Here is a 21,286-nt window from a genome sequence, read left to right as displayed (position 1 = left end):
CAACCCACACGCGCAGGCGCACAGCACAGAACTGCCGCGAAAACATAGCTGCCCACCCCCGGCCCGTGCTCGGCCCTGCGGGCCTGCGCGCGGTCCGCCCCTCCCATGTCCCGCGCCGCGCGCGGGACGGGAGGGGTCTCGCTTGCAACGGCGGCTCCTGTTCCAGCGCCACGGCGCCTCTGCCCCGCCGCCACGGCACCGCAATGCTCCGACGCGGCGCAAAAGCGATCTGCTGCCGGGCTGCCTTTAGCGACCGTAGGTTGGTATCCGGGTTTTCGGCCCGACGCAGAAGCAGTCAGCAGATCATCGGTTCCTCCGCCCGCGCCTCTTGCAGTCCACTCCAGGGTGGTGAAGTTTTCAGCGCCGGGCAGCCCACCGTGCCGCGTCTCCGCGACAAAAGAGTCCCTACCACCCCAGCGCGGGGTGCGTCCATTCATTTCTTGTCTCCTCCTTCAGCTCAGCTGCTCACGGAGCACCGCGCTCGTCAGTCACACATATGCATTCCGTTCAGCTCTCTGAATTTCTCAATCCATCTCCGCCATCGTCGACCTTCACTGACCGCAGCTCGCATTGCCCGTGAAGTCCCAACATTCTCCGCTCACGCCCATCTCACCGACATTTCCCATCGGCGCCGTGCCTCCGCCCTCGCCTGCTGTCCCCGCCACGAAGTTCGCCAGTGTTACGGCAGCGCCCGGCGGCACCGCGAATGCAAGCCCCACCGCATGACCGCCTCGACCGCCTGCTCCGGCGCCGCCCATGCCTCCTTGACCGCCTCGTCCGCCATCGCAGCCGGCCGAGCCGCCAAGAGGCGACGGCGTTCCACCGATTGCGCCGCTGCCGCCAAGCGCGCCACCTAGCCCACCGGCTCCGTTGCCCCCCTTGCCCGCCTTGCCCACCATCACGGTGACGTCGATCAGCACAAGCTTCGTTCCCAGGCTCACGATCCCGATGCTCGAACCGCCCGCCTTGCCGCCGCCGCCGCCCTTCCCGCCACAACCGCCGGCGCCACCGCCGCCACCGCTCGCGCCCACGCCGTCCACCTTGGTCCCGCCTGCCCCCTGGCAGAACACGCCCGCCTTCGCTCCCCCTCCACCTCCTCCCCCTTGACCCTTCTTCCCCGTTCCACCATTGGCTCCGTCGCCTCCCGCGATGCCAGACAGCGTCAGCTCGGTGCCGCTCCCCGCGTCACCGAGACGGCCGACGGCTCCTGGCCCCCCGTCTTCGCCACGCCTACAAATTCCTGCTGCATCCGTCTGCCCAGGACCGCCCAGTCCGTAGTTGTTCGGGTTCGGCTCCGGCAACGGCGCTCCATCTACACCCTTCTGCCCGTTGCCCTCGTCGGTCCCCGTTATCCCGCCGGGCCCACCGGCGCCGCCGCGCGTCTCGCCGTCCTCGCACGTCGTCACGCCTGGCTCTCCGCCAAACACTGTGTTCGGCGCATCGCACGCCTCTGGCACCACAGTCGACGCGCCCGCCCCCGCCTGCGGCGCCTCCGTCGGCGTCGTGCCGTCCTCCCCAGCCATTCCGTCTCCCGCCGTCACCTCCACCTGCGCCAGTTCCGCCTCGACGTCCGCCACCGCCACGCCGATCGACGATCCGCCCCGCTCCGTCGCGCTCGCAGCGCGCACCGCGAAGCTCCGCACCTTCGCCCCGCTCGCGGCCTCCGACACCGTGAGCGCGATCTGGTTCGCAGGCGCATCGATCGCGCTCCGCGCTTCTTCGCTCCACGTCCACCCCGCCTCGCAGTCGAAGCCCCCTATCACCTCCACCCCGGCCTCGATCCTCACGCTCTCCGTGAACGGCTCGGTCGCGCACGCAAGCACCCGCTTGTTCCCCGCGTTCACCACCGCCTCCCCGAGCGACGCGTACGGCTTCGCCTTCGTCCCGTTTCCTCCCGCCTCTGCCGTCGCGCTCGCGAACACCGCGCAGTCGTCCGTCACCGTGCTCGCGTCCTGGGTCGGATCTGCCTCGCACCCGGGGTTCGGCCCACCTCCGGTGCCATTCCACAACCCGCGGTGGTGGTCACACATGAGTGTAAACTCGCAATCCTCCGCGACATTGCTCCACACCGTGTCGCAACTGGCAACACAAACGACAATCCCCAAGGAGCACAGCTGCCAGCGAAATCGATTCCTCATCATCGTATCCTCGTGTCGGCTCTTCACCATGCCCCCTGCACCACAATCCCGCGGTAACCGACGTGCGTCTCGGGCAGGACACGCACCTTGCCTGACGCCTTGGCCCCCGAGCGCGGCCATAGCGCGTAGGTGACGGCTGCAATTGCCAGCACACCCGACGCCGTGTACGCCACGGTGGCTGCATGCGCGAAGGTATCGACCCGCGAAGCCGTCGACCGGAGATCAGAGCACGCTTGACTGTATGCGGCCGGTGCATCCGGGCAGCCGCCCCCCGCCTTGAGGATCGCATCCGCTTGCGCGCGCCCATCCGCGCTCGCGTTGTTCGACGCCACCGTCGTCCCGATCCCCACGCCAAGCGCCACCGCGCTCGCCGCGCCCAGCGCGATCACCGGCCCCCAGTTCTTCTTCGGCGGCGGCTCCACCGGCCCCGGTGGCAGCTGCTCCACCACCGGCCCGCCGACCCCCACGCCCGCCGCGCCCATCCCCCCCTCCGCCATCGCGCCCGCCACCTGCGCCTCGCTCTTCACCGGCACCATCGCCAGCCCCGCGTCCGTCGTCTCTCCCTTGGCGCTCTTCACCGTCTGGCTCACCGGCGCGTACCCCTCCAGCCTCGCCTCTACCCGGTGCTCCCCTGGCTCGACGAACACCTCTCCTTCCAGCGGCGCTCGGCCCACGGCCTTGCCGTCTACAAGCACTTCCGCCCCCGCCGCGCTGACCGTCACCCTCAGCGCACCCACCTGCGCTCGCGACTCCGCCAGCCGCTGCTCCGCCGTCGGCTTCAGCTTCGCCACCGTCTTGACCAGCGGCCAGTTCCTCAGCGCGAACGACAGATGCTCCGCTGCTTCTCGGTACTTCTTCAGCTGGTACTTCGTGTTCCCGAGGTTGTACGCCACGTCGAACGTCGGGTTCAGCTCCCACGCAGACTGCAGCTCAGCCTCCGCCTCCACGTACTTCTTGTCCGAGTAGAGGCGCAGCCCTCGTCGATAGGACGCATCGGCACGTGTCACCGCGTCGGCGTTGGCGGGCGCGGCCTGCGGCGTGGCGGGCTGCGCGGCAGCGATCTCAGGGACGGCGATCAGCGTCGCGGCACTGAACAACACAGCAAGGGATCGGCAGTTCATCATCATGGCTCCACGCGGTTTCACTCCATCACGTCATCGGCGAGCGGCTTCTCGGTGGGCGCAGGCGCGACGGGCGCCTGCGGAACGTGCGGCGCTGCGTGCGTCGGCCGCGCAGGCACAGGCGACACTGGCGGTGGCGGCGCTGGCGGCGCTGGCGGTTGGCTCGCGGACGCGGTGTCGTCGAGGCTTGGCTCGACCGCCTCCGGCGGTGCCGGCGCCACCGGCGGCAACAGCTCCGAGGCTTCCGGCGGCGCCTGCGTGCTATGCGCTGGCGCCCCGCTCGGCGGCAGCGCCGGCTCCTGCTCTTTCGGCGGCGTCTGTCGCCGCAGGAGCATCGCCAGCACGAACGGCATGCTCACCGCGAGCACTGCGAGCACCACCATGAGCCACGTCGGCATCCAGGGTCGACGCCCTCCCGCCGCGTGCGCTGCAGGCGGCGGCTTCGGCGTCACCACCGGCGGCGGCGTCACCGGCAGCAACGACGACGGCAGCAGCGCCTTGTCGATCGGCGGCAGCGCACGGTCCGCCCACTGGCTCTGCGCCATCGCTCCCGGCTGCACCGGCGCGCCCTGCGGAGCCGCCGCGCCCCCGTATAACGGCACACGCTGCGTCACCTGCGGCCCCTGCTGCACCGGCGCACGCTGCGTTGCCGTCGCGCCCTGAAGCGGCACCGCTGCTCCCGGCAACGCCGCCCCGTGCTGCTGCGCGACCGCCCCGTGCTGCTGCGCGACCACTCCGTGCTGCTGCGCGACCACTCCGTGCTGCTGCGCGACCACTCCGTGCGGCGCTGCCTGCTGCGGCGCCTTCGCCGAAAATGGCGGCGGTACCGCCTGCACCGGCAGCGGAGTTCGCCCCGCTTGCGCCGGATACGGCGGCGGCACCGCTTGCGCCGGATACGGCGGCGGCACCGCTTGCGCCGGATACGGCGGCGGCACCGCTTGCGCCGGATACGGCGGCGGCACCGCTTGCCCTGGCAGCGGCGGAGGTCCCGTTCGCTCCTTGGGCAGCGCCGGCACCACCGGGAACTGGAACAGCGGCTGCCCCGTCGGCTTCTGCTGCTGCATCTCCGACAGCGCCCGGTCCAGCTCCGGGTTGTTCAGCGCCTGCTGCAGCTTCCGCTCGGCCACCTCGGGATCCGCCTCGCGCCGGATGCTCTCCAGATCCGGCAGGTACTGCCGAATGTCGTCGCTGTCCTTGTTGCTGCCCATCTCGAAGACCTCTCTCCTCAGCGACTAGAACGGCCTGCATCCCACCGCAGGGCACGGCTTGGCTGGCTTCGTGCCCCCTGTTTGCGCTGGCGCTGCCGCCTTGGCCGGCGCCGCCTTCTTCCGCTCCTCGATCACCCGCAAAAACGATGACTTCTGCCGCTTCGGCATCGGGTAGAAGTCCTCGTCGTCGTCCGTCGCGGCCGGTGCTGCCTTCACAGGCGCGGCGTTCGCCACCGCCTGCTCCTTCGCCGCCGCCGGTTGCTCCTTGGGAGCAGGCGCCTCGGCGGCCGCTGCCGCCCCTGCCTTCTCCGCTGCTCCGGCCTCCACCGCCGCCTCGGCCGTGCTCGCCGCCGCCGCGCTCGCCGTCGCCTCCGGCGCGGGCGCAGCGGGGCTCGCCTCGGGTGGCGGCGGCGCTGGCGCGACCGCTGTCCGCGCTGCGCTTGCTGTCGCTGCGCTCGCCGCCGCTGCGCTCGCCGTCGCGCTCTCGACCGGCGCCGCCGAGGCCGCCGGCTCTCCTGTCACCGGTGCCGGCGCCGTGTCGCGCGCCGAGCGGAGCGCCAGCACCACGCCCACGCCTCCCAGCGTGAGCGCCAGCGCCACCAGCGGCGCCAGCACGTAGGCCCGCGGCGCGCGCCGCCGCTGCGTGAGCAGCGCCGCCGGAGCCGCCGTCATCGGCGTCTCTTTCCGCAACGACTCCGCCGGTCCGGCACTCGGTGCGGTCACCGAGCTCGGCTCCGCTGGCCGCGCCGCGACCGGCAGCGGCACTCCCGCTCGCGGCAGATCCATCGCCGAGAGCTGTGGTGTCACGTACGGCAGCTCCAACTCCTGCGGCGGTTGCGGTGCCGCTCGCTGCGCCTCTCGCCATGACGTGGCGTGCTGCGTCTCGATCACCGGCAACGGCGCCGACCCACCATGCCCCGGCGCCCCCGCAGGCGACGCCGGCCCACCGTACGACTGCGGCAGCGGCGGCGGGCCTGCGTACGACTGCGGCCCACCGTACGACTGCGGAAGCGGCGGCGGTCCTGCATACGACTGCGCCAACGGCGCCGACCCACCATGCCCCGGCGCCCCCGCAGGCGACGCCGGCCCACCGTACGACTGCGGCAGCGGCGGCGGTCCTGCATACGACTGCGGCCCACCGTACGACTGCGGAAGCGGCGGCGGGCCTGCATACGACTGCGCCAACGGCGCCGACCCACCATGCCCCGGCGCCCCCGCGGGCGACTGCGGCCCGCCGTACGACTGCGGCAGCGGCGGCGGCCCACCGTACGACTGCGGCAACGGCGACGGCCCCCCATACCCCTGCGCCCCCGCAGGCGACTGCGGCAACGGCGACGGCCCCCCATACCCCTGCACCCCGGCCTGCACCTGCGGCATCGGCGACGGCCCCCCATACCCCTGCACCCCGGCCTGCACCTGCGGCATCGCCGGCGACCCCGTCCGCTGCGCCATCCGCTCCGCCCACGTCCCCCCGAGCTTCGCGGTCGACTCCAGCGGCTTCAGCGCCGGCAGCGGCTCCGTATGCCCCACCCCCCGCCCCCGCGGCAGCCTCGACGCCGGCGCGAACGGCAGCGCGCTCGCCGGCGCAACGAACTGCTCCAGCGGCGCCGTCTCCACGTGCACCACACGCCGCGCCCGCTTCTCGCCCTCCGCGCTCCCTCGCTGCATCCGGCCCTCCTGCCCCGCCTCCTCCGTCTCCTCCTCGCCCGCTGCGCCCTTCTCGTCGTCCACCGGCGCGCTGTCCTCCAGCGCCACCCCCGCGAACGCCGCCTGCCGCTCCGCCTCCATCCGCTCCCGCGCCAGCCGCTGCGCCAGCACGTGCCCCGCCGGCACCGTCTCTCTCAAGAGCCCCCGCAGGTCCCGCGCCACGTCGTCGAACCTCGGATACCGCTCCTCCCGGTCGATCGCGATGCACCGCGCCACCACAGGCCACACGAACTCCGGGCAATCCGGCACGATCTCGTGCACCGGCTCCGGCGCCGCCACGAGGTGCCCTGTCAGCGTCTCCTCCGCCGTCGCCGGCTCGCTGTCGTCCAGGAACAGGTGCTTCCCCGTCAGCACCTCATAAAAGATCGCACCGAACGCGTAGATGTCCGTACGCCCATCCGGCCTCGCCCGTTCCACGCGCTCGGCTTTCCGCGAGCTCGTGTACAGCATCTTCACCTGCTCCGGCGAGATGTACCTGACCGTCCCCACGTCCGGCAGATCATCGGTGTTCATCCCGCCGTCCGCGAACTTCGCTATCCCGAAGTCGAGCAGCCACACGTGCCCTTTCGCGTCCGCCTTCGTCCCGACCATGATGTTCTCGGGCTTCAGGTCGCGGTGCCATATCCCCTTCGAGTGCACGAACGTCATCGCGTCCGCCACCTGCAGCATCACGTGCATCGCGCTCAGGAAGTCGAGACGGTACGCCTTGTTCAGCAGCTTCCTCAGCGTCCTCCCCTCGAGGTAATTCATCACGATGTACGCCACGTGGTCTGGCGACACCCCGGCTTTCCTCATCCGCACGATGTTCGGGTGCTTCAGCTTCGGATAGAACTTGCACTCCTGCCGGAACCGCCTCGCGAAGTCCTCTCTCTTCAGGTGCCGTGGCAGCATGCACTTGATCGCCACGACATCCTCCGAGTAGTCCTCCACCGCCCGGTACACTTCCCCCATCCCACCCGCGTCGATCACCTCCGTGATCCGGTAGTCCAGGAACACGTCCCCGGCCTTCAGCGCCTCCCGCGCCATCACAGGACCCCCATCCCGCGCAGCACCAGCGCCGCCAGCACCGAGAACACCACCGTGCTCGCCAGCGTCAGCCCCGCGAACAGCCGCGCGTCCACCGGCGCCGCCCCCGCCTCCACCGCCACGCCCGCGCCGGCACCCGCCCTGCTGCTCCCCTCCGGCCTCGCCTCGAACCACGTCCTGCTCTGCGGCCCCCATCCCGCCTGCGCCTCCGGCACCCGCCCCGCTCCTCCCCACGCCCCCGCCCCGCCCGGCCCTTCCACCACCCCCAGCTCCGCCCCGATCCGCCCCAGCTCCGCCCCGATCCGCCCCAGCTCCGCCGCGAACGCCTCGGCGCTCTGAAACCGCTCCTCCGGGCGCTTCGCCAGCGCCTTCAGCACCGCCCGGTCCAGCGCCGCCGGGATCCGCTGCGCCGCGTACCGCGACGGCGGCGCCGGCGTCTCCACGACGTGCGCGCGCAGCAGCGCCAGCGCGTCCTCGACATGGGCGAACGGACCGTGCCCCACAACCAGCGTATACATCAGCAGCCCGACCGCATACACGTCCGCCCGCGCGTCCACCGGCTGGCACTGCGCCTGCTCCGGCGAGGCCGTCCGCGGCGTCCCCACCAGCAGCCCGGCCTCGGTCGGATACGCCGGCGCGGGCACGGACGCCGACGGCTCCGCCCCCGGCGCCGCCTCGGCGACGGCGCCGTCGAGCACCTTTGCGACGCCGAAGTCGAGCACCTTCGCGACCCGGGCGTCGCCCGGCGCCGCCGCCCCCGGCGCGCACAGGAACACGTTGTCGAGCTTCACGTCGCGGTGGACCAGCCCCACCCGGTGCGCCGCCGCGAGCCCCGCCAGCACCTGCCGCACCAGATCGATCGCCTCGGCCACCGGCAGCGGACCGCGCCGCTCGAGCTCCTCCCCCAGCGTCGTCCCTCGAAGCCGCTCCATCACGAAGTACGGGCGCCCCGACGGCGTCTGTCCCAGATCGAGCACCGACACCACGTGCGGCGACGACACCGCCGCCAGCGCCCGCGCCTCCACCTGCAGCCGGTCCGCGAACCGCGGATCATGCGCCAGCGCGCGGCGGACGAGCTTCACGACGACCCGCTTCCGGAGCGCGCGGTGCTCCGCCTCGACGACCTCCCCCATGCCCCCACGCCCGAGCACCCGGACCGCCCGGTACGGCGTTCCTTCCAGCACATCCCAGGCGCCACCCGAGCGCCCTGAGCCGTCTGTGGTGCGGCGTTCCACCAGCGAGGTCTCCTGAGATGGAAATCACGACCAGGGGGCCGGTTCAGACAAAGAAAATGCACCCCCCCGCGTCGATTCATGAAAACCTACATCAAATCAAGGTGTTGCCAGCCCACCGGGACCTCGGCCCAGGCCTCCGGCCCGCGCCCGACCTGGCCCCGCCGCCGGGCGCGGACAAAAGATCCCCGCGCGTCGCTTTCCTTGTCTGAAACGCCCCCTTAGCAGTGATTTAGGAGAAGGAACGGGCGCCGCACGCGGGCCCCCTCTGCTCGAGGTCACCATGACGCACGACGCTTCCGACGAGCCCGACGCGCTGGAGCCGCCCGGCGGCGCCGATCCCCTCCTGGAGGCCTGCCTCGCCGACGCGCTCGGCCCGTACCTCGGCGCGCTCTCCCCCGAGGAGCTCGAGGACTACCGCAGGCTCCTCACGATCTTCATCAAGACGCACCCCGTCGCCGCGCCGCTCTACGACCGCTTGCGGGCCAGGCCTCCGGTCCCCTCCGAGAGCGGCGAGGTCGCACGCGACGCCTCGGGCGCCGGCGGGCCCGCGGCTGGCGAGGCGGCGGCGCGCCGCGACGGCACCTTCGGTGGGCGGCGGTGACCCGCGGCCAGCGCCCGTCTCCACCTCTCCCTGACCAGGAGCGCGTGCTGGAGGCGCTGCCCATGGCCCGCCACGTGGCGCGCACGACCGCGCAGGTCCATGGCGTGCGGACGTCCCAGCGCCTCGAAGATTGCGAGCAGGCGGCCTATCAGGCGCTCCTGGAGGCCAGCCCCGGATACGACCCGACCCGCGGCGTCCCGTTCAGCGTCTATGCCTGGAAGCGGGTCGCCGGCGCCGTCATCCGCCTGATCACCCGCGAGGCGTCGTTCCAGCGCGCCGGGCTCGACGCCTTCCTCGATGCGGCCGAGTCGGTGCGCGACACGAGCGACCCGTTCGGCGACGACGACGCCGACGCGCGGAGCCAGCTCCTGGAGCCGTGCCGCGCGCTCGCCTTCGCGCGCTTCGTCGCGCACACCGGCGAGCGGCTCAAGGCGCGCCCCGAGGACGCGCTCACGCGCACACGCGCCTTCGAGGCGCTCGGGATCGCGCTCCGCGGCCTCGAGGAGCGGGAGGCGCGCCTCATCGAGCTCCGGTACTGGCAAGACCTCTCCTGGGCCAAGGTCGCGGCCGAGCTCGGCGTCCACGAGAAGCACGCCATGCGCATGGACGAGCACCTGCGCAGGCGGCTCCGGGGCGATCTGCAGGCGAGCCACGTCGAGGAGCCGCCGCCGAGCGACGGGACCTGAAGGGACCTCCGCGCCGGACCACCCGAGCTTCCGGAGCAAAAGGCAATTACAGGCGATAACACCGTCCTCCCCTCTTGAGCCCCTCTTGAGCCGCGAATCAGCAGTAATCGAGCCGTAATTGAGCCGCGGCGCCCCTCCCGGACGCGCCGCGGGCCGACTCGAAATCTCGCGCCGCGCAAAAGCGGCTTTACAATGCCCATCCGGACTGAGAGCTTGACGAATGGTGCATTCCCCGGCGCGTCGCCGGAGGACAACCAAGGAGGCACCATGGCCCTCAAAGACCTCTCTCCTCGCCAAATGGTCCAGATCACCGGCGCCTGGCTCGACCCGGAGCGCGAAAGGCCGCGCCTCGTGTCGCTGAAGCGGTGTGCCCCGCTCATCGACGATATCGAGGAGGCGCACGAAGGCGTCTTGAAGTCGCACCGGCGGCAGAAGAAGGCGGACGACCAGATCTCCGAGATCCAGCAAAAGCTGGTCGCGACCGATCAGATCCATGATCGCAAGGCCCGCGGCGCCCATGCGGTGCTCACCGGCTTCGCCGATCTGGCCGACGAGCCCGAGGACGCGGCGATCTACCTCGAGATTCGCGATCAGCTCTTCGCGGATGGGCTCAAGTTCATCGGGGCGAGCTACAGCGATGAGGCCGGCGAGGTGAAGCTCGCGCGCGACCGGCTGACGCCGGAGTCCAAGGCGGCGCTCCGGGCGCTGCCGACGCCGGGGGGCAACCTGCTCAAGGCGGTGCAGGCGTGGTTCGCCGCGGGCGACGAGCTCGGCAAGCTCGACGCGCAGCGGATCCACCTTTCGGCGGAGGACCGGCCGGGAGCGGCCGAGTCGCCCGGCGGGCAACTCCGGGCGCGCAACCGCTGGATCAAGGTGGTGCGCAGCGTCCTCCAGATGCTGGAGCTCGAGGAGGCCGGCGAGGAGACGGCGCGCCGGCTGCTCGCGCCGCTCCAGCGGGAGACGGCCAAGGCCGAGCGCCGGCGCTCGGGCGGCAAGGAGGAGACCGACGTGGAAGGCGGCGCGCCGTCCGACGCCGGCGAGAAAGCGATCGACGAGGGAGCCCCGGCGACCGGCGTGGATTGACGGGGCCGCCCCTCCGCCGGGCCCTCCGGGCTGACTCGATCCGTTAACCACCCCCCTCCGCCGGGCCCTCCGGGCTGACTCGATCCGTTAACCACCCCCCTCCGCCGGGCCCTCCGGGCTGACTCGATCCGTCACGCCCCCTCTCCGCCGGGCCCTGCTGACTGACTCGATCCGTCACCAACCCCCTCCGCCGGGCCCCGCTGACTGACTCGATCCGTCACCAACCCCCTCCGCCACCCCCCTCGCAACGGATCGCATCCGTTACGAACCCCCTCCGCCATCCCCTCACAATGGATCACCTCGCCTCTCCCGCTCCGCGAGACCCCTCACAATGGCTCGCGCCCTTCGAATAGGCCGTCGCGTCTGCTTGACGCACCACGTCGGCGCTGCCATGACCGGCTCCCTCCGCCTCGGGCGTGCTGTTTCAGCCGCGCGCGCCGGGTCCACGCATGGGGCCGCCGGCCCGGCTGCCGCAGGCGTGGCGCGTCCTTGCCGAGGCGGACTACGCTCTGCGTTACCACACAGCAACAGGAGCCACCGAGCCGTGAAGATCCTCGTTCCGCTCAAGCGCGTCGCCGATCCGGATAACGCGAACAAGGTGAAGATCCCCGCTTCCGGGGACAAAATCGAGACGACCGGGCTCGAGTGGAAGCCGAACCCGTTCGACGAGTACGCGCTCGAAGCGGCGCTCCGCCTGACCGAGGACGGCAAGGCGCCGAAGACGCGGGCGGGCGAGGTCGTCGTCGTCACCTTCGGACCGAAGGAGACCGAGCAGACCCTCCGCGCCGCGCTCGCCACCGGCGCCGACAAGGCCATCCGGGTCGACGTCACCGACGACAAGCTCGACGGCGACCTCGTGGCCCGCGCCCTCAAGACGCTCGTCGAGCGCGAGAAGCCCGACGTCGTGCTGATGGGCAAGCAGGCCGTCGACGGTGACTCCAACCAGGTCGGCCAGATCCTCGCCGAGCTGCTCGACTGGCCGCTCGCCACGTTCGCCGCGACCATCAAGGAAGAGAAGGGCGCGCTCCTCGTCGGCCGCGAGGTCGACGGCGGCGTCTCCACCCTCCGCGTGCGCCTGCCGGCCGTCGTCACCGTCGACCTGCGCATCGTGGCGCCGACCAGCGTCTACTCCCAGAAGACGGCGCCCGCGTTCAAGTACAACGACGGCGTCCGCTTCGCGGCGCTCCCCGCGATCATGGCCGCCAAGAAGAAGCCCCTCGCCGAGGTGAAGCTCGCCGACCTCGCCGCGGACCAGGCGCTCAAGGTCCAGTACAGCGCGTTCCAGCCGCCCCCCGCGCGCAAGGCGGGCATCAAGGTGAAGGACGTCAGCGAGCTCGTCTCGCGCCTCAAGAACGAGGCGAAGGCCATCTGACAGGACGCAGCAGGGACAAGACCGGACGCGACAAGAGGTCGAAGACATCGAGGGTGCCGCCGACGCGGACCCCGACCCGCAGCGGCGGGTCGTGCAGGAGGGATCATGGCTGACGTTCTCGTGGTGGCCGAGGCCGCCGATGGAAAGCTGAAGAAGACGACCCACTCCGCTGTCACGTTCGCGAGGCAGGCGGCGGCGGCGCTCGGCGGGACGTACTCGATCCTCGTGATCGGCGACGCCCTCGGCGACGCGGCCGCCGAGGCGGCGACGCTCGGCGCGGCCAAGGTGCTCGTCGCCCAGGCGAGCTCGCTGAAGGACTACGTCGCCGAGCGCTACGTGCCGACCGTCGCGGCGGCCGCCAAGGGCGCCGCCGTCGTCGTGGGCACCGCGAGCGCCTACGGCAAGGACCTGCTCCCGCGCGTCGCGGCGCGGCTCTCGGCAGGGTTCGCGAGCGACATCTCCGAGCTCCTCCCCGAGGGGGGCAAGCTCAAGTACAAGCGCCCCATGTACGCCGGCAACGCGTACGGCGTCTGCACCGTCTCGACCCCCGTCCAGGTCGTGAGCGTCCGCCAGAGCGCGTTCGCCGCCGCCGAGCCCACCGGGTCGACGTCGCCGATCGAGCAGGTCGCGGTCGTCCCGCCGAGCGCGGCGGCCGAGCGCGTCGAGTTCGTCTCCTTCGACCAGGTGAAGAGCGAGCGCCCCGAGCTCACCGAGGCCAAGGTCGTCGTCTCCGGCGGCCGCGCCCTGAAGGAGCGCTTCAACGAGGTCCTCGACCCGCTCGCCGACGTCCTCGGCGCCGCCGTCGGCGCCAGCCGCGCCGCGTGCGACGCCGGCTACGCCGCCAGCGACCTCCAGGTCGGCCAGACGGGCAAGGTCGTCGCCCCCTCGCTCTACGTCGCCGTCGGCATCTCGGGCGCCATCCAGCACCTCGCCGGGATGAAGGGCTCGAAGGTCATCGTCGCCATCAACAAGGACGCCGACGCGCCCATCTTCCAGGTCGCCGACTACGGCCTGGTCGCCGATCTCTTCGCGACCGTGCCCGAGCTCGTGAAGCAGATCCAGGCAGCCCGCAGCTGATCTTCGCGCGACCGTCCTCGCGCGACCGAGACGGCCGACGCAACCAACGCAACGGACGCGACCGACGCGACCGACGCGACCGACGCGACCGACGCGGCCACCACAACCGACGCGACCAGCACAACCGACCCCGCCGGGGTGCACCTCGTCCGCCCTCCAGCGATGCGAGCGTACCCCGGCTCACCGGATGAGTCCGTCCAGCGAGAAGTTCACGTTCACGGGCGCGATTTCCGTGTCAGGTCGCGCACGTAGCATCTTGTTCGCGTCCTGCGGCCGTGGGATCCCTTGAGCTCTATGCCCGAACGCCCGGACATGCCGATCGTCGCGGCGCTCGCGCAGGCGCGGGCATTGCTGTACGACACGGCCACGACCACGGAGCAGCGGCGGCTCATCGGCCCGACGGTCATGGAGATCGACCGCGCGATCGTGAGCCTCGATCCGACCGCGAGCGCCTCCTTCGAGCTCACGCCGCTCGCGGCGTCGGTGCCGCCGGTCGACACGGAGATCGAGGCGCTGCGCCGCGAGGTCGAGCGGCTGCGCGTGATCACCCAGCACGAGCGCGGGCTCCTCGACGCGCTCCTCAGCGAGAGCCCGCACGGCATCATCGTCTCCGACAGCCAGGGCAAGCTGATCCTCCAGAACCGCGCCTCCGAGCGGATCTGGGCCGGCAGCTCCACCGCCGAGAACGTCGAGGGCTGGGGGCGCTACCGCGCGTTCCACCCCGACGGGCGGCCGTTCGAGGGCGGCGACTGGTCGATGGCGCGGTGCCTGTCGCGCAGGGAGACCGTCCCCGCGGAGGAGATCCACTTCCAGCGCTTCGACGGCACCCACGGGATGCTGCTCGGCAGCTGCGCGCCGCTCTTCTCGCCGGAGGGCGAGATGCTCGGCGCGGTGTCCATCTTCGCCGACATCACCCAGTTCAAGCAGCTCGAGGCGGACCTCCGGGTCAGCAAGACCAAGTTCTCGACCACCCTGAAGAGCATCGGCGACGCGGTGATCTCGACCGACGGCACCGGGCGGATCGACTTCATGAACGCCGTGGCCGAGACGCTGACCGGCTGGACGCTCGACGAGGCGAAGGACCGCCGCCTGTCCGATGTCTTCCGGATCATCTCCGAGCAGACGCGCCACGACCTCGACAACCCCGTCACCGAGGTGCTGCGCCACGGCGGCATCATCGGGCTCGACGACACCACGCTGCTGCTGCGCAAGGACGGCTCGGAGCTCGCGATCGACTCGAACGGCGCGCCGATCCGGAGCGAGGAGGGCGAGCTCGTCGGGCTCGTGCTGGTCTTCCGCGACGTGACCGAGAAGCGGCTCGCCGACAAGCGGCGCTACTTCATCGGCGAGGCGAGCCGGCAGCTCGCGCTGTCGGGCCTCGACTACGAGAGCACGCTGGCCAACGTCGCCCGCCTCGCGGTGCCGCACATCGCCGACGCCACGGTGGTGGACATCGTCGAGCCGGACGGCTCGCTGGGCCGGCTCGCGGCCGTGCACGCGAGCGACACGAAGAAGGCGCTGGGGCGGGATCTCCCGGCCCGCTACCCGACGGATCCCGAGGTGCCGCGCGCGGTGCACGCGGTGCTCCGGTGCGGCGAGTCGCTCCTGCTCCCCGAGGTCGAGGGCATGGCGTGGCAGCGCGCCGCGTCGCTGAAGCCCGGCAACGAGTGCTGGTCCGGCGCGCACGACCCGGCGTACCTCGCGCTGCTCCGGGAGCTCGGCGTCCGCTCGGCGATGATCGTGCCGCTGCGCGCCCGGGACCGGACGCGCGGGGCGATCACGCTGCTCTCGACCGAGCCGAGCCGGCGCTACACCGTCGAGGATCTCGCGCTCGCCGAGGAGCTCTGCAACTTCGCCGCGCTCGCGCTCGACAACGCCCAGCTCTACCGCGAGTCGCAGCAGGTCAACCGCGCCAAGGACGAGTTCCTCGCGACGCTCTCGCACGAGCTCAGGACCCCGCTCACCGCGATCCTCGGCTGGGCGCGCATGCTGCGGCAGGGCTCGCTGAAGCCGGACACGCACGTCCGCGCGCTGGAGGCGATCGAGCGCAACGGCACGCTCCAGGCGCAGCTCGTCGAGGACCTCCTCGACGCCTCCCGCATCATCACCGGCAAGCTGCGGCTCGACGTGATGCTGGTCGACCTGCCGCCGATCATCAACGCCGCCATCGACGCGGTCCGCCACGGCGCGGACGCGAAGGGGATCGAGCTGCTCGTGCAGCTCGACCCGAACGCGGGGCCGATCTCCGGCGACCAGACGCGGCTGCAGCAGGTGGTGTGGAACCTCCTGTCGAACGCGATCAAGTTCACCCCGCGCGGCGGCAAGGTCTCGATCCAGCTCGGCAGGGCCGAGGGCCTGGCCCGCATCCAGGTGAGCGACACGGGCCAGGGCATCGTGCCGGAGTTCCTGCCGTACGTGTTCGACCGCTTCCGCCAGGCCGACAGCACGAGCACGCGGCCGCACAGCGGGCTCGGGCTCGGCCTTGCGATCGCCCGCCACCTCATCGAGCTCCACGGCGGCACCGTGAAGGCGGAGAGCGCCGGGGACGGCAAGGGCGCGACGTTCACGGTGGACATCCCGCTCGCGCCCCGGGGCGCCATCGCGGCGCTCCGGAGGGCCGACGGGCTGGTCCCCCTGTCCAACGAGCTGGAGCCGACGCTCCAGGGCGTCCGGGTGCTGATGGTCGACGACGAGCCGGACGCGCGGGAGCTCGTGACCACGGTGCTGGAGCGCAAGGGGGCGAGCATCACCGCGGTCGCGACGGTCGACGAGGCGCTGTCCGCGATCGAGCGCGAGAAGCCCGACGTGATCCTGAGCGATCTCGGGATGCCCGGGGAGGACGGCTACAGCCTGATCCGGCGCCTGCGCGCGCAGAGCCCCGAGCAGGGAGGGCGCATCCCCGCCGCGGCGCTGACCGCGTACGCGAGCGCCCAGGACCGTACACGCGCGCTGCTGGCCGGGTTCCAGTCGCACGTGCCCAAGCCGATCGAGGCGTCGGAGCTAGCGGCCGTGATCGCCAACCTGGCGGGCCGCACCGGCTAGGACCGCCCCCGACCACGCCCCCCAACGTGGACGTCAACGTGGTCGTGGACGTCAACGTGGTCGTGGTCGTGGTCGTGGACGTGGACGTAAACGGCCAGACGTCCACGTAGACGCCCACGGCCAGGAAGCCCCCCCCGCTCCCCGTCTTCCCGTCGGCAGGCCCGAACGACGAAGGGCGGCCATCAGGCCGCCCTTCGTGGATCCCCAGATGAACTGAGTCGGGGCGAGAGGATTTGAACCTCCGACTCCTCGGTCCCGAACCGAGTGCGCTACCAGGCTGCGCTACGCCCCGTTCGCTGCCCCAAGAGCAACGCCCGCTGAACAGCGGGCGCGCAACATCGCCAAGAGCGAGCCGCTTGTCAATACGAAATGATCAGGGCTCCACCGCTGCACCGCGGGCTCGCACGGCATCCCCGGGAGCGCCCGCGCACCACATGACCGTCAGATGACAAAAAGTGGCAAGAATTCGCTCACTTCGGGGTCGCCCCGGCGCCCCGGACGTTTCACGAAGCCAAGAATCGTGGGAGCGCAAGAAAAATGTCCCGTCCTGACTTGCTCAGGCCGTGTTAAAGTGTCACTGGAATCCCGATGTTGCCGAAAGGAAGCAGAGAGCGAGGCGTCTGGTGCGCCGGTGAGGGCCTCGCCCCCTGCTCGCGCAACTTGAGCAGGGGACCGCACGGGCGGCCCCTTCCAGAACGGACCAGGGCGACCGGCCGGCTCCGGCGGTCGTGACGTGAGAGGAGGAACAGGTGGCAATTGAGCTTCCCGCTGTACGCATTCTGATCGTCGACGACGACCGCGCGATCTGTGACTACATGCAGACGCTTCTCGAGCGCGACGGGTACCAGGTCAAGACGCTGGGCGACCCCACGACCGTGGAGGAAGAGGTCCGCACGGGCGGCTATCACCTCATCATCCTCGACCTGATGATGCCGAAGCTCGACGGCATCGAGGTGCTCAAGCGCATCCGCAAGGTCGACAACGACATCGCCGTCGTCATCTTCACCGGCTTCCCCAACCTCGAGAGCGCCGTCGCGTCTATGAAGCTCGACGCGGTCGACTACATCAAGAAGCCGTTCAACGTGGACGAGTTCCGCGAGGTGCTCGCCCGCGTCATGCGCAAGAAGGGCCTCGCGCGCACGCCCGAGGAGCAGCTCCACCGCGTCATCGGCGACACGATCAGGAACCTCCGCAAGGACAAGGACCTCACGCTGAAGCAGATGGCGCGCCGCACGGGGCTCAGCGTGTCGCTGCTGTCGCAGATCGAGCGCGCCGAGTCGTCGGCGTCCATCTCGTCGCTCTACAAGATCGCGGTCGCGCTCGAGTCGCGCATCCAGGACCTCTTCGGCCACTACTGATCCGCTCGCCGAGCGGCGACGCCTGGCCCGCCGCGCGCGCAGCGTGGACGCGCGCGCGCCCGGGCCAGCGCCGGCTCAGCGCCGCGCGCCGCGCTCGATCGCCGCGTCGAGCTCGTCGAGCGCGAGGCCGGCGATCGCCTCGACCCGCGCGCCCGACGTGTCGAAGACGATCACGTACGGCAGCTTCGAGACCTGCTTCAGGTACCGCCGGGCGAGCGGGCTGTCCCAGTCGACGATGTCGAGCTTGCGGTACGCGACGTCCTTGCGGGCCTCGAGCACCGTGACCATGTGCGCGTCCAGCTTGCGGCAGGGCATGCACCAGGCCGCCACGAAGTCGATGACCGTGACCTTGCCCGGGACGATCTGGGCGCCGAGGTCGGGGATGTCCGCGCCGCCGTCCTCGATCGTCCGGGCGTCCGCGCCCTCGGGGAACGTCGCCCAGCCGAGGTACTGCCCCTGGCCGGCGCCGAGCACCGCCTCGAACCCCTCGTCGGCGGCGAGCCGCTTCACGGTCCCCGCGACGTCGAACGACCGCGACGCGGTGACGGAGATCTCGGCGCGGCGCCTGTCGAAGGCGGCCGAATAGACGCCCGGGCGCTCGCGGAGATCCGCGACGAGCTCGGCGCCGCACGCCTCGCAGTCGATCTTCCGCAGCGAGACGACCGTGGTGCTCGCGCCCTCCGGGGCGGGCTGCGCGCCGCCGCAGGCAGCCGCCAAGCTGCCAAAGGCGACCAGCCAGCCGCCGCAGGCAGTCAAACCAAGGGCCGAAGAGAGGGCGTTCGCGCTTCGCACCGCGTCCTTCGAGGTACCTTGCCCGCCTTCTCCGCGCGGCGCAACGTCGTGTAGGCTGGGCCGCGATGAGCTCCGTCGTGACCCGCACCCTTCCGGCCGATCACGTCACGCCGGTCCGCGCCTACGCCGCGCTCCGCGCCCAGTCGCCGGGCCGGTCGTCGTTCATGCTCGAGTCCGCCCTGCCCGGCGAGCGCTGGGGCCGCTACGCGATCCTCGGCTACGGGGCGCGCGCCGAGACCCTCCTCCCGAGCGGGTTCGACCCGTTCGCGACGCTCGCGGACGGGCTCGCGCAAGCCGCGGCGGCGGACACGCGGAATGCGCCGGACGCACAGGGCACGGCGCGCGACCTGGCGGCCCGCGTCTGTCAGGCCTGGGTCGGCTTCCTCGCGTACGATGCGGTGCACCTGCTCCTGGGCGTCGAGCCGTGGCCCGACGAGGCCTACCTCGGACGGGTCATGAAGGACGCGACCGTCGTCGTGTTCGACAGCGTGGCGCAGACCATGACGATCGCCGGCCAGTCGCAGGGCGCCGTGAGCCGATGCGCCTGGGAGCTGTCGCACGGGCCAGAGCAAATGAGCCTCCCCGCGCTCGATCCGCACGCCCTGCCAGAGCACGTCGAGACGCCGGTGGCCGACGAGGACTTCGCCGCGAAGGTGGCCGCGGCGCACGAGCGCGTCGCGGCCGGCGAGGCGAACGAGGTCGTGCTCGCCCGCAGGTTCCGAGCCCCGCTGCGCGGCGCGGATCCGTTCGACGTGTACCGGGCGCTGCGGGTGCTCGCGCCGTCGACCCACCTCTACTTCCTCGACTTCGCGGAGTCGCCGTTCGCGCCGGGGCTCACCGTGGCAGGCGCGTCGGGCGAGACGCTCGTCCGTGTCGAGCGCGATCCGTCGGCGGGGCCGAGCGCAGGCGACGCGTCGCCCGTCGAGGCGCTGCGCGCCGCCTTCGCGCGCGGCAGCGCGGTCGGCGCGCCGGCGGCGCACGCGAGCGGCGTCAGCCGCCGCCTCGAGGTCGGCCCGCGCCAGATCTACGGCGGCTCGGTCGGGTACTTCGGGCCGGAGGGCGCGGAGATGGCGCACACGCTCGGCGCCGTCTGGGTCGAGTCGGGGTACTTCGAGACGATGACCGGCGCGCGCATCGGGAACGGGAGCGACCCGCGCGCGGCGTCGGAACGGACGCGCGGCGACGCGCGCGCGGCGCTGTCGGCAATCCGCGCGGCGCAGGAGGCGCGCAAGGCGAGCGACGCGGCCGCGGAGAAGAGGGCCGCCGCCGAGAAGGCCGCCGCCGAGAAGGCCGTCGCCGAGAAGGCCGCCGCTGACGACGACGCGGTCCGGAGCGCGTAGCGCGCAGCGCTCAGTCGTGCAGCAGGCTCTGGCGCACGCGCGCGCCCGTGGGGGCCGCCCCCGTGGCGGTGCCTGGCCGCGCGAGGCGCGACGAAGCGGCGGCCTGGGGCGCGGTTGCCGCCGCGCGGGCGCCGCGCTGAGGAGGCTCGGGAGGCGCCGGCCGAGCCGGCGGCGAGGCGATCGCCTCGAGCGCGGCGGCGCGCGCCGCCTGGGCCTTGCCGGCGGCGAGCACCGCCGTGAGCACGGCCGCCCTGGCGCCGGTCGCGGCCATCGCAGGCCTCGGGCGCTCGGGCCGCGTGAGCGTCACGAACGTCGCGACGCCCATCAGCGCGACGAGGCCGACGGGGAGGAGCCAGCCCAGGCGCGCGGGCGACGCGAGCCCGCGCAGCACGGTGGCGCTCTCCGCGCCGAGCAGCGTGTCCGGCGGCGTCGTGCGGCTCGCGGTCGGCGGCTCGGAGCCGGCCTCCGGCCCCACGACGGCGCGAGGGGCCGCCGCGTTCCCGTGCGCGAACGCCGCGACCGGCGCCCGCACCGAGGCGATCCCGGAAGCGCGCGCCGACAGGGACGGGCGCTGGAGGCCAGAGGAGGGCGGCGGCGCGTGCTCCGCGATGCGAGCGAACGACGACACCATCTCCTCCACCGAGCGGAAGCGCCGGGCCCGGTCGCGCGCGAACGCCTTCTCGAAGAAGCCGTCCAGCGCGGCAGGCAGCCTCGGCGCGAGCCGCGTCGCGATGGGCACCGGCGCGAGCAGGATCTTCGAGGCGACGACGCTGGCGATGTCGCCGGGGAACGGGAGGTGACCGGTCACCGCGCGAAACAGGATCGAGGCCAGCGACCAGAGATCGGTCTGCGCGTCGAGGGTCCGCTCCGCCCGGATCTGTTCCGGACTGAGGTAGTGGAGCGCGCCCGCGCTGATCTCCGCCGCGATCTCGCCGACGAGCCGTGGCGCGACCGCCCTCGGGAGGCCGAAGTCGAGCACCTTCACGACCTCCTCGTCGCCCTCCAGCGCGAGGAAGAGGCTCTCCGGCCGGAGGCCCTGGTGAAGGAGGCCCGCCGCATGGGCGGCCTGCAGGGCGTCGCCGGCCTGCGCCGCGACGCGCGCGGCCTCGTCCAGCGAGAGCCGGCCGCGCCGGACGAGGCGCGCCGCGAGATCCTCGCCGGAGAGCAGGTCCATCGCCAGGTAGACCACGCCGTCCTCGGTGCCGTGATCGCGCACGCTCACGACGTGCCGCGACGAGAGCTCGGCGGCGGCGCGGACCCAGCGGTCGAGCCAGAGGATCTCCCCCGTGGCGCCGGCGTCGGGGTCGAAGAGCTTCAGGGCGACGCGAACGCCCAGCTGGAGCTCGCGCGCGGCCCAGACAGAGCCGCGGTCGCGCGCGATCCGCGCGAACGGACGCGCGAGCTGCCTCTCCAGCAGATACTTCCCCCCAACGATGGTGCCCGGTGAGATATCCATGGGTTACCTGAGCCTCCTCCCCCACCGTAAAGTTGCACATACGC

15 protein-coding genes and 1 tRNA gene are annotated in these 21,286 nt (G+C 72.1%); 8 read left to right on the top strand and 8 right to left on the bottom strand.

Annotated features, from left to right (window positions below; translation table 11 throughout):
* Positions 1–551: 551 nt before the first annotated feature.
* From WMF12_RS03115 to WMF12_RS03095, 5 genes are all read right to left on the bottom strand, one after another.
* Positions 552–2,030, bottom strand: a complete 1,479-nt coding sequence (locus WMF12_RS03115; protein ID WP_437864080.1) for a hypothetical protein — start codon at positions 2,028–2,030, stop codon at positions 552–554.
* Positions 2,031–2,161: 131 nt separating this feature from the next.
* The gene (locus tag WMF12_RS03110; protein WP_437864071.1) at positions 2,162–3,238 is read right to left on the bottom strand and encodes a PEGA domain-containing protein; all 1,077 of its coding nucleotides are present in this window, start codon (positions 3,236–3,238) and stop codon (positions 2,162–2,164) included.
* Between the two features lie 41 nt (positions 3,239–3,279).
* Positions 3,280–4,467: a hypothetical protein gene (locus WMF12_RS03105; RefSeq protein WP_437864061.1), complete on the bottom strand. Its 1,188-nt coding sequence runs from the start codon at positions 4,465–4,467 to the stop codon at positions 3,280–3,282.
* 24 nt (positions 4,468–4,491) lie between these two features.
* Positions 4,492–7,200: a protein kinase domain-containing protein gene (locus tag WMF12_RS03100; protein WP_437864054.1), complete on the bottom strand. Its 2,709-nt coding sequence runs from the start codon at positions 7,198–7,200 to the stop codon at positions 4,492–4,494.
* Positions 7,200–8,435 carry a serine/threonine-protein kinase gene (locus tag WMF12_RS03095; RefSeq protein WP_437864031.1) on the bottom strand — a complete coding sequence of 412 codons (1,236 nt, stop codon included), beginning with the start codon at positions 8,433–8,435 and terminating at the stop codon, positions 7,200–7,202. Before WMF12_RS03095 ends, WMF12_RS03100 begins: the two co-directional genes overlap by 1 nt.
* Positions 8,436–8,715: 280 nt before the next feature.
* On the opposite strand from WMF12_RS03095, the gene WMF12_RS03090 reads away from it, so the two are divergent.
* From WMF12_RS03090 to WMF12_RS03065, 6 genes are all read left to right on the top strand, one after another.
* Positions 8,716–9,036, top strand: coding sequence for a hypothetical protein (locus WMF12_RS03090; protein WP_437864012.1), 321 nt, complete (start codon positions 8,716–8,718; stop codon positions 9,034–9,036).
* Between the two features lie 62 nt (positions 9,037–9,098).
* Positions 9,099–9,722 (top strand): sigma-70 family RNA polymerase sigma factor, encoded by a 624-nt coding sequence (locus tag WMF12_RS03085; protein ID WP_437864002.1) that lies wholly within the window; start codon positions 9,099–9,101, stop codon positions 9,720–9,722.
* A 267-nt stretch (positions 9,723–9,989) separates the two neighbouring features.
* Positions 9,990–10,805, top strand: a complete 816-nt coding sequence (locus WMF12_RS03080) for a hypothetical protein (protein ID WP_437744125.1) — start codon at positions 9,990–9,992, stop codon at positions 10,803–10,805.
* Positions 10,806–11,349: 544 nt separating this feature from the next.
* Positions 11,350–12,177, top strand: coding sequence for an electron transfer flavoprotein subunit beta/FixA family protein (locus WMF12_RS03075; RefSeq protein ID WP_437744123.1), 828 nt, complete (start codon positions 11,350–11,352; stop codon positions 12,175–12,177).
* A 105-nt stretch (positions 12,178–12,282) separates the two neighbouring features.
* Positions 12,283–13,254 (top strand): electron transfer flavoprotein subunit alpha/FixB family protein, encoded by a 972-nt coding sequence (locus WMF12_RS03070; RefSeq protein WP_437744122.1) that lies wholly within the window; start codon positions 12,283–12,285, stop codon positions 13,252–13,254.
* Between the two features lie 294 nt (positions 13,255–13,548).
* Positions 13,549–16,296 (top strand): ATP-binding protein, encoded by a 2,748-nt coding sequence (locus WMF12_RS03065; protein ID WP_437863963.1) that lies wholly within the window; start codon positions 13,549–13,551, stop codon positions 16,294–16,296.
* 218 nt (positions 16,297–16,514) lie between these two features.
* On the opposite strand, the gene WMF12_RS03060 is transcribed toward WMF12_RS03065, so the two are convergent.
* Positions 16,515–16,588, bottom strand: a tRNA-Pro gene (locus WMF12_RS03060).
* A 457-nt stretch (positions 16,589–17,045) separates the two neighbouring features.
* On the opposite strand from WMF12_RS03060, the gene WMF12_RS03055 reads away from it, so the two are divergent.
* A complete protein-coding gene (locus WMF12_RS03055; protein ID WP_012233257.1) occupies positions 17,046–17,654 on the top strand; it encodes a response regulator in 609 nt (202 codons plus the stop codon).
* 75 nt (positions 17,655–17,729) lie between these two features.
* Here the strand turns inward: WMF12_RS03055 and WMF12_RS03050 are convergent, their stop codons facing one another.
* Positions 17,730–18,371 (bottom strand): TlpA family protein disulfide reductase, encoded by a 642-nt coding sequence (locus tag WMF12_RS03050; protein ID WP_437863927.1) that lies wholly within the window; start codon positions 18,369–18,371, stop codon positions 17,730–17,732.
* Between the two features lie 152 nt (positions 18,372–18,523).
* Here WMF12_RS03050 and WMF12_RS03045 point away from each other — a divergent pair, with 152 nt between their 5' ends.
* Positions 18,524–19,786 (top strand): chorismate-binding protein, encoded by a 1,263-nt coding sequence (locus tag WMF12_RS03045; RefSeq protein ID WP_437863916.1) that lies wholly within the window; start codon positions 18,524–18,526, stop codon positions 19,784–19,786.
* A gap of 10 nt (positions 19,787–19,796) precedes the next feature.
* Here WMF12_RS03045 and WMF12_RS03040 read toward each other — a convergent pair whose 3' ends face one another.
* Positions 19,797–21,242, bottom strand: a complete 1,446-nt coding sequence (locus WMF12_RS03040; protein ID WP_437863902.1) for a protein kinase domain-containing protein — start codon at positions 21,240–21,242, stop codon at positions 19,797–19,799.
* Positions 21,243–21,286: the final 44 nt, after the last annotated feature.

Source organism: Sorangium sp. So ce363 (assembly GCF_051520435.1).
In the GTDB taxonomy this organism is placed as follows: domain Bacteria; phylum Myxococcota_A; class Polyangia; order Polyangiales; family Polyangiaceae; genus Sorangium; species Sorangium cellulosum_B.
The sequence above is the reverse complement of the archived record's forward strand: the minus strand, read 5'-3'. Positions and strand labels throughout refer to the sequence as shown.

What these genes read in the sequence shown, in the direction of transcription:
- WMF12_RS03040 (WP_437863902.1), bottom strand. Translation starts at nt 21,242, where the DNA reads ATGGATATCTCACCGGGCACCATCGTTGGGGGGAAGTATCTGCTGGAG.
- WMF12_RS03100 (WP_437864054.1), bottom strand. Translation starts at nt 7,200, where the DNA reads ATGGCGCGGGAGGCGCTGAAGGCCGGGGACGTGTTCCTGGACTACCGG.
- WMF12_RS03065 (WP_437863963.1), top strand. Translation starts at nt 13,549, where the DNA reads ATGCCCGAACGCCCGGACATGCCGATCGTCGCGGCGCTCGCGCAGGCG.
- WMF12_RS03115 (WP_437864080.1), bottom strand. Translation starts at nt 2,030, where the DNA reads ATGTGTGACCACCACCGCGGGTTGTGGAATGGCACCGGAGGTGGGCCG.
- WMF12_RS03070 (WP_437744122.1), top strand. Translation starts at nt 12,283, where the DNA reads ATGGCTGACGTTCTCGTGGTGGCCGAGGCCGCCGATGGAAAGCTGAAG.
- WMF12_RS03090 (WP_437864012.1), top strand. Translation starts at nt 8,716, where the DNA reads ATGACGCACGACGCTTCCGACGAGCCCGACGCGCTGGAGCCGCCCGGC.
- WMF12_RS03080 (WP_437744125.1), top strand. Translation starts at nt 9,990, where the DNA reads ATGGCCCTCAAAGACCTCTCTCCTCGCCAAATGGTCCAGATCACCGGC.
- WMF12_RS03085 (WP_437864002.1), top strand. Translation starts at nt 9,099, where the DNA reads ATGGCCCGCCACGTGGCGCGCACGACCGCGCAGGTCCATGGCGTGCGG.
- WMF12_RS03105 (WP_437864061.1), bottom strand. Translation starts at nt 4,467, where the DNA reads ATGGGCAGCAACAAGGACAGCGACGACATTCGGCAGTACCTGCCGGAT.